The organism is Pelosinus baikalensis (assembly GCF_020819555.1).
GTDB classification, from domain to species: domain Bacteria; phylum Bacillota; class Negativicutes; order DSM-13327; family DSM-13327; genus Pelosinus; species Pelosinus baikalensis.
The window spans coordinates 56,658-72,788 of record NZ_JAJHJB010000017.1 but is presented as its reverse complement, the minus strand read 5'-3'; the positions used below and the strand labels follow the sequence as shown (position 1 = coordinate 72,788).

15 protein-coding genes are annotated in these 16,131 nt (G+C 40.5%); 6 read left to right on the top strand and 9 right to left on the bottom strand.

Annotated elements, in window-relative coordinates; genetic code table 11:
• Positions 1-111: 111 nt before the first annotated feature.
• Genes fdhF through LMF89_RS13240 form a run of 4 tightly spaced genes read right to left on the bottom strand, consistent with a single transcriptional unit; the run spans position 112 to position 4,782 of the window.
• Positions 112-2,244 (bottom strand): formate dehydrogenase subunit alpha, encoded by a 2,133-nt coding sequence (fdhF, locus tag LMF89_RS13255; protein WP_229535505.1) that lies wholly within the window; start codon positions 2,242-2,244, stop codon positions 112-114.
• 24 nt (positions 2,245-2,268) lie between these two features.
• Complete coding sequence (locus LMF89_RS13250; protein ID WP_229535504.1) at positions 2,269-2,787, bottom strand: 4Fe-4S dicluster domain-containing protein; 519 nt, start codon at positions 2,785-2,787, stop codon at positions 2,269-2,271.
• 47 nt (positions 2,788-2,834) lie between these two features.
• Complete coding sequence (locus tag LMF89_RS13245) at positions 2,835-4,214, bottom strand: [FeFe] hydrogenase, group A (protein ID WP_229535503.1); 1,380 nt, start codon at positions 4,212-4,214, stop codon at positions 2,835-2,837.
• Positions 4,215-4,218: 4 nt separating this feature from the next.
• Positions 4,219-4,782 carry a 4Fe-4S dicluster domain-containing protein gene (locus tag LMF89_RS13240; protein WP_229535502.1) on the bottom strand — a complete coding sequence of 188 codons (564 nt, stop codon included), beginning with the start codon at positions 4,780-4,782 and terminating at the stop codon, positions 4,219-4,221.
• Positions 4,783-5,046: 264 nt separating this feature from the next.
• Between LMF89_RS13240 and LMF89_RS13235 the strand changes: the two genes are divergently transcribed.
• The 6 genes from LMF89_RS13235 (at position 5,047) to LMF89_RS13210 (ending at position 11,377) form a co-directional block, all read left to right on the top strand.
• Complete coding sequence (locus LMF89_RS13235; protein WP_007960493.1) at positions 5,047-5,949, top strand: LysR family transcriptional regulator; 903 nt, start codon at positions 5,047-5,049, stop codon at positions 5,947-5,949.
• 24 nt (positions 5,950-5,973) lie between these two features.
• On the top strand, positions 5,974-6,588 hold the full coding sequence (gene mobA / locus LMF89_RS13230) for a molybdenum cofactor guanylyltransferase (protein WP_229535501.1): 615 nt from the start codon (positions 5,974-5,976) through the stop codon (positions 6,586-6,588).
• Positions 6,589-6,755: 167 nt separating this feature from the next.
• Positions 6,756-7,967 (top strand): molybdopterin molybdotransferase MoeA, encoded by a 1,212-nt coding sequence (locus LMF89_RS13225; RefSeq protein WP_229535500.1) that lies wholly within the window; start codon positions 6,756-6,758, stop codon positions 7,965-7,967.
• A 37-nt stretch (positions 7,968-8,004) separates the two neighbouring features.
• On the top strand, positions 8,005-9,021 hold the full coding sequence (locus LMF89_RS13220; RefSeq protein WP_229535499.1) for a molybdopterin-binding protein: 1,017 nt from the start codon (positions 8,005-8,007) through the stop codon (positions 9,019-9,021).
• 333 nt (positions 9,022-9,354) lie between these two features.
• Positions 9,355-11,085, top strand: a complete 1,731-nt coding sequence (locus LMF89_RS13215) for a putative bifunctional diguanylate cyclase/phosphodiesterase (RefSeq protein ID WP_229535498.1) — start codon at positions 9,355-9,357, stop codon at positions 11,083-11,085.
• 91 nt (positions 11,086-11,176) lie between these two features.
• Complete coding sequence (locus LMF89_RS13210) at positions 11,177-11,377, top strand: hypothetical protein (protein WP_229535497.1); 201 nt, start codon at positions 11,177-11,179, stop codon at positions 11,375-11,377.
• A gap of 16 nt (positions 11,378-11,393) precedes the next feature.
• On the opposite strand, the gene LMF89_RS13205 is transcribed toward LMF89_RS13210, so the two are convergent.
• The 5 genes from LMF89_RS13205 to LMF89_RS13185 form a co-directional block, all read right to left on the bottom strand.
• Positions 11,394-12,086 (bottom strand): 4Fe-4S double cluster binding domain-containing protein, encoded by a 693-nt coding sequence (locus LMF89_RS13205; RefSeq protein ID WP_229535496.1) that lies wholly within the window; start codon positions 12,084-12,086, stop codon positions 11,394-11,396.
• A gap of 104 nt (positions 12,087-12,190) precedes the next feature.
• Complete coding sequence (locus LMF89_RS13200) at positions 12,191-12,616, bottom strand: LysR family transcriptional regulator substrate-binding protein (RefSeq protein WP_369412601.1); 426 nt, start codon at positions 12,614-12,616, stop codon at positions 12,191-12,193.
• Between the two features lie 36 nt (positions 12,617-12,652).
• Entirely contained in the window at positions 12,653-14,176 is a 1,524-nt protein-coding gene (locus LMF89_RS13195; RefSeq protein ID WP_229535495.1) for an MFS transporter, read from the bottom strand.
• Between the two features lie 58 nt (positions 14,177-14,234).
• On the bottom strand, positions 14,235-15,326 hold the full coding sequence (locus LMF89_RS13190; RefSeq protein ID WP_229535494.1) for a glycoside hydrolase family 88/105 protein: 1,092 nt from the start codon (positions 15,324-15,326) through the stop codon (positions 14,235-14,237).
• 46 nt (positions 15,327-15,372) lie between these two features.
• Positions 15,373-16,020, bottom strand: coding sequence for a lactate utilization protein (locus LMF89_RS13185; RefSeq protein WP_229535493.1), 648 nt, complete (start codon positions 16,018-16,020; stop codon positions 15,373-15,375).
• Positions 16,021-16,131 lie beyond the last annotated feature (111 nt).

Sequence of the window (16,131 nt, the reverse complement as noted above, 5' to 3'; positions counted from 1 at the left end):
CAACAAAAACCTGCTATTATCTAGGATCTGATGCAATGGTAAAATCTAGGGATAGAGTAATATCTTATAAAAATGACGTCAGCAAAATTTGCGACGCCATTTTTTTATAGATTAACAAAACATCTTTTTCTTCAGTTTGCTATATTCACTTTGCACATACCCTTCTGCCCAATCCTGGTCCTCAATATTTTCCACCTTCACAGCACAGTATTTATACTCTGGCGTAAAAGAGATCGGATCAAGATGATCAATGGTTAATTCATTACAAGCACCAATCCACCAATGATACGTCATATACACAGCACCTGTATTTACCCTCTCAGTTGAAAGTACCCTTGCCATGACTTTCCCACGCCGTGATGATACCCACACCAGTTCCTGATCTTTAATATTCAATGCTGCAAGATCCTCAGGGCTCATTTGTATATAACCTGGCTCATCCGCCAGAACCTGCAAAGCAGCGCAATTTCCTGTCATTGTTCGAACCGAATAATGACCAATTTCTCTTACTGTACATAATACCAATGGATATTTCTTGTCAGGCATTTCTTTCGGTGAGCGATATTCCGATGCAAAGAGAAGTCCTTTTCCACTTGGAGTATCAAATTTATTGCCTTCATAAAGATATTTTGTCCCCACGGAATCTTCACTGGTACAAGGCCATTGGATGCTCCCCAGCTCCTCCAGCCGCTTATAGGTAACTCCAGCATAAATGGGGCACAGCGTTCTTAGCTCTTCCCAAATTTCTTCTGTCTTACTATATTTCATAGGATATCCCATAGCAGTTGACATCAAGGAAATGATTTCCCAATCCGGCTTCACATCGCCTTTCGGCTCGATTGCCTTATTGAATTTCTGAAATCCCCGATCTGCTGAAGAATAAACGCCTTCATGCTCTCCCCAAGAGGTAGCTGGAAAAATAACATCTGCATGCAATGCTGTTTTATTCATGAAAATATCCTGGACGATAACAAGTTCCATACTGGCCAATGCCTCTCTAACGCCTGCTGCATCAGGATCACTTTGCACAGGATCTTCACCAAAAATATAGTACGCTTTCACTTTGCCTTCTTTTGCTAGATGAGGAACTTCCGTCAGGCGGTAACCAGGCTTTGCCGGTAAAGATACACCCCAAGACTTTTCAAACTTACCCCGAATTGCGTCATCCTCCACTGATTGGTAACCTGGAAATAAGTTAGGCAGTGCCCCATGATCACAGGCCCCTTGTACATTATTCTGCCCCCGCACTGGACCTACGCCTACATTCGGACGTCCTAGATTTCCTGTCAACAAGGCCAGGGAAGACAAACCTTTTACAACATCTACGGCTTGACCAAATTGAGTAACTCCCATCCCCCAGAGAATGGTCGCACTAGGAGCCTTAGCATAGGTCCGTATAGCTTCTCGAATATCTCTCGCAGGTATTCCTGTAATACTTTCGGCATATTCCGGTGTATACTTTGCGACATTTTTTTTGTATTCTGCAAAACCTTCTGTAAAATTTTCCACATACTGCTTGTTGTATAAGCCTTCTTGAATCAAGACATTTCCAAAGGCATTTACAAGAGCCATATTCGTACCATTCTTAATGGGCAGCCATAGATCGGCAATTTTAGCCTGCTCCGTAAAGCGGGGATCGGTAACAATCACCTTTGCCCCTTTTTCCTTTGCTTTAACAATGCGGCGCGCAACAATCGGATGGGATTCTGCCGCATTATAGCCAAAAATAAAGACACATTTTGTATCTTCAATTTCAGGAATGGAATTGGACATTGCCCCATTTCCTAAGGTAGCTTGCAAACCTGATACCGAAGATCCATGACAGACCCGAGCACAATGGTCAATATTATTCGTTCCTAGGGCTGCCCTGACAAATTTCTGCATAATATAATTGGCTTCATTTCCAGGACCGCGAGCCGATCCCGTAGCCATAATTGCATCAGGACCATACTTTTCTTTAATCGCCTGCAATCTGGTTGCTGCAAAATCAATTGCCTCTTCCCAGGATACTTCCTCAAATTCATCGGTACGATTGCGCCTTAATAGCGGTTTCATTAAGCGTGCAGTAAGGCGTTTCGAATTCTTAAGAAAATCCCAGCCATAATATCCCTTTAAACATAATTCACTTTCATTTGTACGGCCATTTCCGGGCTCAGCGCCAATAACTTCTCCATCTTTTACCGTTAAATAGATTTGACAGCCGCTGCCGCAATAAGGACATATCGTTAATACTTTATTAGCCATTTGGCACCCTCCATTCTCCTCATATTATCTACTACTCGTCACTCCAAGGGCCGCTCGTTTGCGTCTATTTTGCATCTGTTCCACCATTTTAGAACCACGGACCTCATAAAGAGCCTTTGTTGGGCAAACTTTAATACAGGAGGGGCCCCCATCTTGTTTGCGGCACAAGTCGCATTTTAGTGCCTCCACTTTACTTTCACCTTGTGCAGGCGCCGCAGTGAGCACCAAATCCATCGCACCATAAGGACACGCCATCAAACACGCCTTACACCCGATGCACCTCCCTTGAATCACTTGCACAGACTGATCTTGCTGCACGATCGCTTGAGCAGCACAAGCCTTAGCACAGGGTGCATCTTCACACTGGTGGCATTGAATCGGCATGGTCACTTTTGCAGTCTTTACAACCCTTAGTCTAGGTGAAAAATTTTCTACAGTCAGTTTTTCAAGAGCTTGCTCCTTTTGATGCGCCATTACACAGGCAACTTCACAGGTACGGCAGCCAATACATTTCCCAGGATCTGCTATTACAAAGTCATTCATATTTCTACCTCCTAAGTCTTCTTTATGATAATATATAGCCGTAAACCTCATCGACTAGGCTTATAGTGGGTATGCAAAAGTTTGTGGGATTTATGACCCAGGGGTTCTCCCAAAAACTTTTGATAAATATCTAGTATTTCTGGATTTTCATGAGACTTTCGATAGCGCTGCTCTTCATCATGTTGATAGGTGCTAAACTTCCGATTTTCATAGGCTATTCTTCCATCGACGGGCAAGAGCATTTTCGGTTGACCCCCACCACTGATACAGCCTGCTGGACAGGTCATTACCTCCATAAAGTGAAAATCAGCCTTTCCTCTTTGTATATCTTCCAAAATGGGAATTACATTTTTCAATCCTGAAACCACAACGGTTTTAAGCTTCAATGCACCAGTATCCAATGTGACCTTCCTGACACCTTGTTCACCTCTGACACTTGTTACATTCACATTTTCAATCGGTTCTTTGGCTATCAGTTCATAGGCAGTACGAATCGCTGCTTCCATAACACCGCCTGTTACCCCAAAAATAGTACCCGCTCCGGAGTACATGCCTAAAGGTTTATCAAAACTTTCTTCAGGCAAAGCATTAAAATCAATCGCCGCTTCCTTGATGAGATAAGCTAATTCCCTTGTGGTTAAGACAGCATCCACATCCTGATAGCCACTGGATTTCATCTCAGGCCGACTAGCCTCAAACTTTTTACAGGTACAGGGCATGATCGCGACACTATACACCTCTCGGGCATCGACCCCATCAACACTCGCACCATAGGTCTTAAACATGCTTCCCGCCATTTGCTGGGGTGATTTACAGCTTGATAAATGGTCAATCAGCTCAGGATATTCATTTTCCACAAACTTTACCCATGCTGGACAACAGGAGGTAAACATCGGCAGTGATCCGCCCTCTGTAATTCTCTTAACCAATTCACTGCCTTCTTCCATGATGGTTAAGTCAGCAGCAAAGTTCGTATCATACACTCGCGTAAAACCCAAACGCTTTAAGGCTGCAACCATTTTTCCTGGTACCAGGCTGCCAAGGGGCATTCCAAATTCTTCGGCAAGAGAGACTCTGACTGCCGGAGCGCACTGCACCATGGAAAATTGTTTTTTGTCTGCTAATCGCTTCTTTACTTTAAAAAAGTCACCATGATAATAAGCAGCAAATAGTGGTTCTTTCACAACAGGCATATTCCGTTCTTTCAGTCTTTGGCTGCGAGACGTGGCATACTGTTCAAAAGGAGAATCATAAGCACTGCATATTTGCACACATTGCCCACACATGACACACTTAGCCACATTAACAGACTGAGGCTTACCTTCTTCACCTTCAATCGCATCTACAGGGCAGACTTCCGAGCATCGGCCACATCCTGTACAAAGTTCTGCATCTATTTTAATATTTTCTTGTAGTTTTTTAGCCACCACCTTATCCCTCCCTGACCATGAATTGGTTGTGGAATCCACTCATCTTATTGGCCGCGGCAATACACCGCTGTGTTCGTTCTTTTACCACATCAACATATTGAAGGGCTTCACGGGGACAAGCTTTTACACATGCGGGCGCTCCCCCACATAGATCACATTTACTAGCAACAACCTCTGGTTCATCTCGCAGGCGGTCCTCTTCATCTCCTATACGTTCTTGGCGAGAAACAATCAGTTCAATGGCTCCAAAAGGACAAGCCATTATACAGCTTTTACAGCCAATACAGCCTGCTTCATCAATTACAATCCGATTGCTCTGCTCTTTAATCGCTGACACTGGACAGCTCTTTAAACAAGGAGCATCTTCGCAATGGCGACATTGAACAGGCATTGTGATCTCAGGAGTTTTGACGAGATACAACCGTGGATTCAGGGAAAAATTCATATTCCCTACAGTCTTAATTTCTGTATCCAAATGAGCAACAGCACAGGCTACTTCGCAGACGCGACAGCCAATGCATTTTTTAGAATCTGCCAAAACGAATGACTTCAAATTACGACTCAACTTCAAACTCCTCCATTTCTTACTTCTATTTAAAAATAAAAATTTAAACACGAAGACACGAAGAGTTTGAAGAACACTGCTTATTCCCTTCGTGTTTTCTTCTGCTCTTCGCGCTTTTTAGTATTTTTCGAACATAAATTATGATTTGACTATATAAGTCTTTCAGATTACAATTATATCAAAATTTATTCCATACTAATAATACTAATAATATTCGTCTTCCATACTTTTTAGGTATTCTTGCTTTATAGGAGAGTGCTTTTTATGATAAGTCTACGTGAAATACAATATTTTCTTGCCATTGCACAAGAAGGCAATATCACAACAGCTGCTCAGCGCTTGCATATGGCTCAGCCTCCTCTTAGCCGACAAATGAAACAACTAGAAGAAAATTTAGGTACAAAGCTTTTTGAACGTGGTCATCGAAAAATTCAACTTACAGAAGCAGGGCGTTTGCTGCGCAATCGGGCGGAACAATTACTTAAGCTTATGGATACAACGGTAAAGGAAATCAAAGAAATCGATTCTGGCGCCTATGGAACACTATCCATAGGTACAGCCTCCTCCTCTGGAGTAACCATTTTACCAAAAGTAGCGCGTATCTTTCGCAATCACTATCCGGATTTAAAGTTTGAGCTATGGGAAGGGGAGTCAATTCGCATTATTGAACTCTTAAATGCAGGATTAATTGAAATCGGTTTAGTACGTTTCTCTTATGATACGGATACCTATGAATCCATCGAGCTGCCTAAAGAACCTTTAGTGGCTGCTATTCATAAGGATAACACTAAACTTCTAGAAGAACAGGGCGATTCCATCCCTTTGCAAAAGCTCATGGATCAGCCATTAATGATTCATCGTAAGTATGAAATCATTATTACAGAACATTGCCAACAAGCTGGCTTCAATCCGTATTTACTTTGTAAGAGTGATGATATCATGCCGATTTTAGCCTGGGCTGACGCGAATGTCGGCATAGCAATTGTGCCGCGAGCCGCAATTGGTCTTATCCCCAATACCAACCTAGTATTTAAGACCATTAGTGATCCTTGTATCAATATTGCATCAGCCGTTATCTGGATGCGCAATCGTCACTTATCGGCTGCTGCCCGTCATTTTCTTACTTTATTCACAACCATCACGCAAGACCCCTCTCCTCTATCCTAAACTTAAAAAGGAGATATTAAAACCTTGAATCAGCAGCAAATCAGTGCCATTATCTTAGCAGGCGGCAAAAGTACGCGAATGGGTCAAGACAAAGCCTCCCTACCTTGGGGTGATCATGATATTCTACACAGTATTATTGAATGTATGGAGAAGATTTCACAAGACATTCTTGTCATAAGCAATCAGCCGCGCAGATTGCCTTCCTGTGTCCGAGTCTTGACCGATATCATTCCTCAATGTGGCCCTTTAAGCGGAATACATGCAGGTCTGCACTATGCTAAGTATGCTACTACTTTTGTTATTAGCTGTGACATGCCTTTTGTCATACCAGAAGCTGTGCAAACCATTCTAAACTACGCAGCAGCTAACAAAGAGCGAGATGCGGTACTGCCTCTATATCACGGTAAAATACAGCCACTCTTTGCCTCTTACCAAAAAAATTCCCTCCCAATCATTGAGCAATCTTTGTGCGCAGGTCATTATAAAGTATCATCTCTTTGTAACTTGCTGCATAGCTTCTACCTATCAGAAGAATTGTGGCCATCCACCATCAATTTGGAACTCTTATTTAAAAACTTGAATTCTTTCCCCGACTATCAACAAGCCTATATTTATAAGAAAAACGCTTCGCGTCCTTAAAACATACAAAGCGTACCGAACCACAGAGGCGCAGAGAGCACAGAGAAAAGATAGATAGGGTAAATACACACTCTCAGTGTCCTCTGCATACTCTGTGTTCTCTGGGTTAACCGTTCCCTCTAAAGCTTATAAATTCTATACTATATAACAAAAGAAGGTGATTTTAAATGATTGTACTAGAAGATGCCCTTACCCTTTTATTAAACCATGCACCACTGCATTGCAGTACTACGAGATTACCTCTGGCAGAGTGTTTTGGCCGTATTTTAGCAGAAGATATTACTTCCACCATGGATTTTCCTCCTTTTAATCGTTCCCCTTTAGACGGGTATGCGGTACAACTGAAAGATATTGTCCACATATCCCCAGAACATCCTGTCTTGCTCACGCAAATCGAATCCGTACCTGCAGGATCAGTTCCTTGCAAAATTGTCAGTTCCGGACAGGCAACACGAATCATGACCGGTGCCAAAATTCCTGAAGGTGCTGATGCCGTCATTCGCCTAGAAGATACTCGCCTAATCAATGATCAGATCGAAATACTGACTGCCGATAAAGCAGCAACCAATATTTGTTCTCAAGGTGAAGAAATCCGTGTGAATGAGAAAGTATTAACAACAGGCACTCTCTTAGAAGAAGGTGCACTTGGACTCTTGTCTATGTTAGGACAGGCCAATCCACTGGTTTTCCATAAACCAAAGATTGGTATCCTTGCCACAGGCAGCGAACTTTTGTCTCCTTCTGATCCTATGAAACCTGGCAAAATTCGCGATTCTAATAGTTATATGCTATTGGCAAAAACCCATAAGGCTGGAGGAGAACCTGTTTTACTTGGATGTGTAGAAGACAATTTATCTTCTATCATTACAAAGCTTTCTGAGCCGCCTGATCTGCCTGTATATATTACAACAGGCGGCGCTTCTGTTGGCGATTATGATTTAATGGAAAAACTATTTCAGGAACTACAAATCCCTCTTCTCTTTAAAGGTGTAGCAATTAAGCCAGGCATGCCTATCTTAGCTGGGGTTTGGAAAAACTCCTTACTCATTGCTCTATCTGGCAATCCCGCAGCTAGCAGTGTTTCCTTCGAGATCTTAATCAGCCCGCTGATTCGTAAAATTGCAGGATTACGTAATTGGAATCACAAAAAGGCTATTGTAAAGCTTTGGGGTACCTTTACGAAAACCTCGCCAACTCGCCGTTTTGTTTGGGCACGCTGGTTTATGAAGCAAGGTATCATTTTTGCAGAGCCATTGTCACATCAAGGTAATGGAATGCTAAAATCTGCCTTAGAAGCCAACGCATTACTTGAAATCCCAGCCCATAATCCCCCTATAAAAGACGGAACAGAGCTAGAAGCAATCCTTTTACATCTATAAAATGGGTACCATTCTTCCTAAAGGAGCGTTATTCTAAATGAAAATCATACATGTAACCAATGCTGTCGGCTTAGTTCTTGGTCAAGATCTAACGAGAGTTGTCCCTGGAGAGTTCAAAGGTGTGGCCTTTCACAAAGGACATATCATTCGTCCTGAAGATATCCCTGTAATGATGAACATGGGCAAGGACCATGTCTATATTTTGGAACTTGGTCCCGGAGATGTTCACGAAAATGCGGCAGCTGAGCAGCTTTCACTGCTGTCAGCTGGCGCTAATGTCATTCAGGAACACGCCAGTGAGGGCAAAGTAAAGATGCTGGCTCACACCTTTGGCTTACTAGATATTCATATCGATAAGCTATTACAAATTAATGAGATGACTGGAGTTGCTCTATCGACTCTGCATTCTGGCACACTCGTCAAGAAAGATGAAGTAGTGGCCACTGCCAAAATCATTCCATTAACACTACCACAAGACACCCTGGATCATATTGAAAGAATCTGCGCTTCCGAAAAAATCATTTCCATTAGACCCATACCAGCAAAAAAAGCTGGCTTAGTTGTTACTGGCAATGAAGTTTTTTATGGCCGTATTAAGGATCGATTTGAAGAAGTAATTCAGAAAAAAGTATCAGACTTAGGCAGCTGCCTGTCAAAAACTATTTTTGTACCGGATGATACCGAGAAGATTTCCGCCGCAGTTAAAGAACTTTCTCTCGAAAATGATTTGGTCTTTGTCACAGGCGGCATGTCTGTAGATCCTGATGACATCACGCCCCTAGCTGTACGCCAAACTGGTGCAGAGGTTATTGTTTATGGCACACCCGTATTACCAGGCGCTATGTTCCTATTCGCCTATCTTAATGATACTCCCATTTTGGGTATTCCTGCTTGCGGTATGTTTAGCAAAATTACTGTTTTAGATGTTATCCTACCTAAAGTTCTTGTTGGAGATAAAATTACGTCCCGCTTCATTGCTTCCTTAGGTCATGGAGGCCTATGCCGCACCTGCAGCGAAGGATGTCATTATCCCAATTGCTCCTTTTGCAAATAATAAGATTTTTTTTAAAGACTCTATACAATGCATAAAAAATAAAATATTTTGAACCGAGAAGATGCGAAGTCTACGAAGAACAGGTCGAATTTGAAATAACCATACGATTTCAACCTGTCCTTTATTTTCCTTCGCGTCTTCGCGGTTCATTACTTTTTACATGAATCTATATATTCCACCAGTATTGCAAGGGAAAAAATACTTTTCAAATTGCAGGTATCAAAATGAAAGGCAGCGAACTAGTATTTAAATAGCATTTTTCGCTATTTTTCGACTTATTTTTTATTAATTCCATTTCCTTACATTCAGCGCTTGTATTGGGGTGAACCAGCTTTGAAAATCATCATCCATAGAATTCGCAACTTCATTTTATTCATTTCCATATGGAAGATACTCTTATTACCAGCTGACGCATCTGCTCAAGAGGTGCCCCTGCAATTGAAATGGACACACCAATCTCAGTTTGCGGGTTATTATGCTGCCATCCAAAAAGGACTTTACCAGAACGATGGTTTGGATGATACCTTACAAAAAGAAGCTCCTAACACTACTATTGTGGATGAGGTTGTACAAGAACTATCCCATTTCCGCGTGGATAATTCTTCTTTAATTCGTCCACTCATTTGCATTATTGGAGTTCTAACATTGGGTTTGATCTTGTTTATCATTTTTAATATCAAACTTAATATGGTGCGTAAACGGACATTTAGCCTGGAGAAAAAGTTGGATGAGCTCAAAGAGAAGGAAGAAATTATCCGGCGCCTGGCATATTACGATACCTTGACCAATCTGCCAAATCGTCTATATATCAAAGATATGATTTCTGCAAAAACAGTGCAAGATGGGGAAAATGGGTTCGCAGTAGTAATTGTTGATCTGGATGACTTTAAGCGAATTAATGACGCTATGGGACATGCTGTCGGTGATGATTTTTTAAAAATCGCCACACAGAGGATACTCGATAGTCTAAGGGATAATGACACTGTCGCTCGGATCGGCGGTGATGAATTTATTCTACTGTTGTCCGGACTGAACAAAGAAAAAACTACCTTGGCTGTGGAAAAAATAATACACGCAATTAAAGAGCCATTGTTGTACCGGGAGAACCTTTATTATCTTTCGGCCAGTGCTGGAATTGCCTTTTGCCCTCAGGACGGTCAAGAATTTGATGACCTGATTAAAGCCGCTGCAATGGCACTCTATGAGGCCAAACGTCAGGGCAAAAACCGTTTTGTTTTTTTCACTGAAAAAATGCAGCTCCAATCCATCAACCGTCTGGAACTGGAAATGGATTTGCACCAAGCAATCAACAATCATTCTGGATTGGTATTGCACTATCAACCTCAGATCTCTTATGACGGCAGCATTGTCGGTGTGGAAGCTCTTGTACGCTGGAATCATCCAACGAAAGGTTTGCTGTATCCTGATTCCTTTATTCCTTTGGCGGAAGAAACGGGACTTATTCTTCCCTTAGGTGATTGGGTAACCCTCACTGCCTGCAAGCAAAATATGGAATGGCAGAAATCTGGCTATCCTCCTATGAGGATTTCAGTAAATTTATCAGTTAAACAATTTCAACATCCGTATCTCCTACAGAACATCCAGAACATTTTGCAGGAAACCGGTTTGCCCCCTCATCTGCTAGAGCTAGAGATTACCGAAACAGTTGCTATTAGCCATGCGGAACTTACCCTATCTTTGCTGAATTCGCTGCGATCCATAGGAGTACGCCTAGCGCTCGATGATTTCGGCGTAGGGTATTCTTCCTTTATGTATCTAAAAAATTTCCCCATTGATAATTTGAAAATTGACAAATCCTTTATCCGTGATATCACTTTAAATCAAGAAAGCCAAGCTATTATCCAGGCTATTTTACAGGTTGCCAAAAGCCTGCGTTTCAAAGTAGTGGCAGAAGGAGTGGAAACGTCAGAACAGCTCGCTTCTCTAAGAAAGCTGAATTGCCCTATCATGCAGGGCTATCTGTTCAGCAGACCTGTACCTGCCGACAAAATCGATACCTTTTTGCAAGGCGGAAATCAATGGAATTATCCAGACCCGATCTAAAACCATTTCATGACGTTCTTATCTCTGATAACATTGCTATTATTTTATAACGATTATGCAAAATACCATTCACCTGCTGCTGGTAAAGTAGGTGAATGGTATTTTTTCCGTCTTTTTAGGTTGGGCATTTGCCAATGAGCAATTAACCTCCAAAGATGCTGTAGCAGCGCTCATCATATTAGCATCTGTATTCCTAATTACTAGAAACCCCACTCCGAGGAAGCTAGACCCTCTTTTGAAAGCACAAAAGAATGCTTATTCCCTTTCAGGGCTGGATAGAGAAGGCATATAATTTTTATTTGATTCTTTTATCTAGGCTTCTTATTGCCATGTGGGCAAACAGCAACACAAATCCCACAAACATGTCCATGGAATTGAGAGTAGTTGTTTATTTTCCATAAGTCACATTTTCTAACATCAATCAATTTTTCCCTTGTTAAACTTTCATCCCAGATATTGCCGACAATTGCGCCCGCAGGGCATGCACTGACGCATTTTTTACATGTACCACAATAATTTGTTCCAACTAAACCATTCGTCTGAAATGGTATATCCGTTAATACTGTAGAGATCCTAATCCTTGGACCATATTTCCTCGTTATTAAAAGAGAGCTTTTGCCTATCCATCCTAACCCGCCCCTTACGGCTGCGGCTTTATGAGGAAATTCACCTTTAATATTGACAAAATCAGTTCTCTTGGAAGAGGGTATGGCATAAGCAAGATACCCCTTTTTATCGATTTCATTTTTTAACTGTTCCGTTATCAAATCAAGTTTATCATTTACGTTAAGATATTCGTCATAATACACTTGATTCGGTCCAGATATGATTTCATCAACTATGGTTGGCGAAAGAGGCAGTCCAATTGTTATTGCGTATGGAGTATTCTTAAATTTACAGGAAGAAATATCACCTATATAAGCAAACCCATATAATAGATTATCAAATGTATCTAATGTTCTTATTATGTCATTTTGTATTTCCAAAGCAGTTGTTTGCAACGTATTCCCCTCCCAGCTAATCTTACTCTTATTATACTGAAAAGCGACGTTTCTTTGAAATTGAAAAGGATTATGAATGATATAAAAAAAGCCTATATCATAAACTAATTTTCTTGAAGCCTTTTCACCAGAGTGTGTACTGTGGTTGAAAGATTTTTATCTTTACGAGTAATCGCAAACAGCGTGATTTCCAATTGACTCAATTCGTTAAATATATGAAATGTATTAATTTCTTTATTGAGATTCTCTACCACACTTCGTGGGAGCAGCGCAATGCCCAATCCCTCCATCATCGCATTTTTTACAGAATCAAAATCGCTATATTCAAAAGTCGAATTCAGTCCACGTTTTTGCAGCAATTCATCACACAAAATACGGAAGGTACACCCTTGTCGAAAATTAATCACTGGGTACTCATCAATTTGTGGACACTCCTTATCTTTCATCAGTTTTTTATGTCCAACCCAAACAAGTTCTTCCGAATGAATCATAACTGTATTTAAATATTTCTCAGAAATAAAGTCATGCACAATGCCGATATTTCGAAGGTAATATTTAAAAAATATCTATGCCATTTTTTCTGTAGTTTGATTTACATTACAGGTTTTTCCTACTACATTATTATTTCCCCAGCAGTCTTTATAATCCCAGCCTGTTAATTCTTTAAATGCAGTTTTTGCGCTTACAGTAGCATCCTCCATAGAACCGCCTGCTCGCAAGCGATGAACTTCATCTACCAAAATTTTATGTCTCTCTTTATTTAGTTTAAGCCTTGAAGAAGCAATCCATGTGATTCCCAGTAGTAAAAACGGAGTAGCCATCGTTAAAATAGAGATTCCAAGTACTGCACTATCCGGTTGGACTGTAACGCCTGCTTTAAAACCGAAGGCCTGTAACACAAAACCAAGTAATGCTGCTTCTACCGCCGTTGCTACTTTCGAGAGCAGGGAATTCACTCCAGAAAATAGTCCCTCTCTTCTTTGTCCTGTTACAGCTTCATCTATGTCTGCCATAAAAGCTAGCTGAAAGACAGGCACATAATCAATACCCGTTCTTCCGATGGTATTGATTACTGCAAAAACAGTTAACAAAATTACCAAACCAGAAGAGATGCCTGTAGTTAGTACATAATATCCAAGTAATGATCCAAAGACGATTACAGTCGATATTTTATAAGTAGCGGGTCCTCCATACTTATAACAGGTTCCGATAAAGAAGAGCAACGCAATAGAGGAAGCAAGGGCTGTAACACTTGATATATTCGCAGTGACAACTGGGTCTATCATTAAAACAAATATGACAAAGTAGGTAAACACTCCTGAAGTTAGGTTTTTGAATATACCGCCGACTCCCATCAATACACAATGCAGTCTAAAGGTCTTAATTCTCATACTTGACATTACATCAGAGCCTATTTGCGGTAAAACATTCCAGACACTGCCGATATGATCATTATATTCTACTTCTTTGGGATCACGCTCAAAAGTAAAGGCATATACTAGCAGTAATGCAAAGCCTGTCATGACTCCATAAATGAGACCCGTCGCCCAAAAGGCTTCCGGAGAATTTTTCCCATACATTAGAAACAGTCGCCCAGGTATAAAGGCTGCAATCGTATTAGCAACTGTACCAAAAAATTGTTTTGTTCCCGTTAATTTAGCCTTATCACCTGCATCCTGAGTCATCTCAGCAGGCAGCGTGGAGCATGGAACAATAACCATGGTAAATATTGCTTCATATATCAAATTCATAATGAGATAGTACGTGAAGGATTGACCTGTAATCCATAATAAAGGGAATATAATTGTTATGGTAGGAATCCCCATGAGAATAAAAAATCTTCTTCTTCCAAATTTCCGTCCCAGTCTTGTATTACGAAAGTTATCCGTTATAAAACCCATGATCGGATTGCCAACCGCATCTAATAACCTGGCCACAGTAAAAATAAGACCTGCTTGTACCGCACTCATATTACACATGGTTGTATAAAAATACATGAGCCACGCCGATATCAGGAATTGAGCTCCTCCCCCTAAAAAGTTTACGGAAGCATAACCAATAATATTTTTTAACGTTACTTTTCTTGCCATAATAATTACCTCCAAATGTTAGCACAAATGTTATTCTTATAAATTCTTAGGTTCATTGCTACATTGACAGCAGCTCAGCTTCCCCAGAAGCTAAGATAAATGATCCCAACCCTTTTGGCTCATTGCTGACGATTGGTTCACTTATATAATAGGTAAACGTCCCATCACGCTTGTCTTTTCCCCCTAGTCCTGCCACATAGCACACTTTATTTAAATTGATCAGCCCTTCCTTAGTCTCTAAAATAAATTCATCCACCAATCCCTGGTAAGCTTGTTTTGCATTTTCCTTCAAGCTTGCTGGCAGGTATCCTTTTCTTACGCCTTTCAATAATGCATACACAATCATAGATGATCCTGAGGATTCTAAATAGTTGCCTTTGCGATCTTTTGCATCCAAGATTTGATACCATACATGACTTTCCTTGTCTTGTACCTTCAGCAAGGATTGCATACAATCATTAAATATGACCACTAGCTTTTCTCTATTTTTATTGTCTTCTGGAAAAACTTCTAATGTATCAGCCAAAGCCATCACATACCATCCCATAGCCCGTACCCAAAAATGTGGCGATAGACCCGTTTTCTTATCTGCCCAGAATTGTTCTTTCGCTTCATCCCAAGCGTGATATAAAAGACCTGTTTTTTCATCCTTTAGATTTTTTTCTGTTATTATGAACTGATTTGCAACATCATCAAATTCTGCTGGATTGCCAAATTTCTTTATATATGCAGCATAAAAGGTTGCACCCATATACAATCCATCCAGCCATATTTGATGGGGGTAGATTTGTTTATGCCAAAAAACACCTTCACTAGTACGGGGATGAGTTTCTATTTGTTTTCTTAGTGACTGTAGTGCGAGCTTATACTTTTCATTACCAGTTGCTTTATACAAGGTTAGTAGGATTTTTCCATTATTTAAATGATCTATATTGTATTCCTTTAATCTATATCCAGTGATCGTTCCATCTTCTTGTATAAAGTGATCCATAGTTTCTATGATGAAATCAAGATACTTGCTATCTCCTGTTTGCTGCCAAACCTTTGCGATACCATCTAAGGTTAAACCATATTCATATCCCCAGTGATCCGTCAAATTTGTCTTTCTTGCGATTACTGAATCTGCCATCCATTGTACATATTTTTTCATTTTTCCACCTCTTATTTTCCGATTTTCCGGTTACATCATGTTCCTTTTAATATCCAATTTCCTCGGCTATAATTACGATTCTAATTCTGCCTTCAAACTTGATCCCATTATGAATAATTGTTGTAAAATTACATATTCTTTTTTTACAATCACAGTCCACACAAAATCCAGTCTCTGTACAGGGTGTTTCATGTTTTATTCTTTTAGAGTTCATCGGTGCTATTTCCCGTATTCTCTGAAATGCATCCTCTAAGCAATCTACTATTTTATTAACCCCTGCTACTATGATGACGTTCTTAGGACCAAAAATCATTGGAGCAACACGATTGCCAGTACAATCTGTGTTCACTAACTCACCTTTTTTAGTGATCGCATTAGTGCCTGTCAACAAAAAATCTGCTGTAAGAGACTTTCTATGAATATCCACTATGTCGGGATCAAAAGGAAGATCCTGATATCTGTCAAAAAATTTATAATTGCCATTTCTCAGAATCTCAACCAATCCCATCTCGCTTAAGGTTGTCGATCCACCAATGGCAACACTTGCGCCTTCTTCCAGCATTCCAAGGACCTTTTTTTTGGCTTCTTCTATATTTTCCACATAGGATGCCTGAAAATGCTTTCTGTTTAATATCGCGACTATATCTTTTGCTTTACAAAGGTTTTTCCAAGCTTTCATTTTATCGATGATCATCACCCTCCCTCTGCCAATCACATGTAACAAACGCTTATTTTCTTATGGTTTCTTTACCACAGGAGCTTTACTCCATTATAAAATAAAATCATTTTTTCAAGAATTTGATAT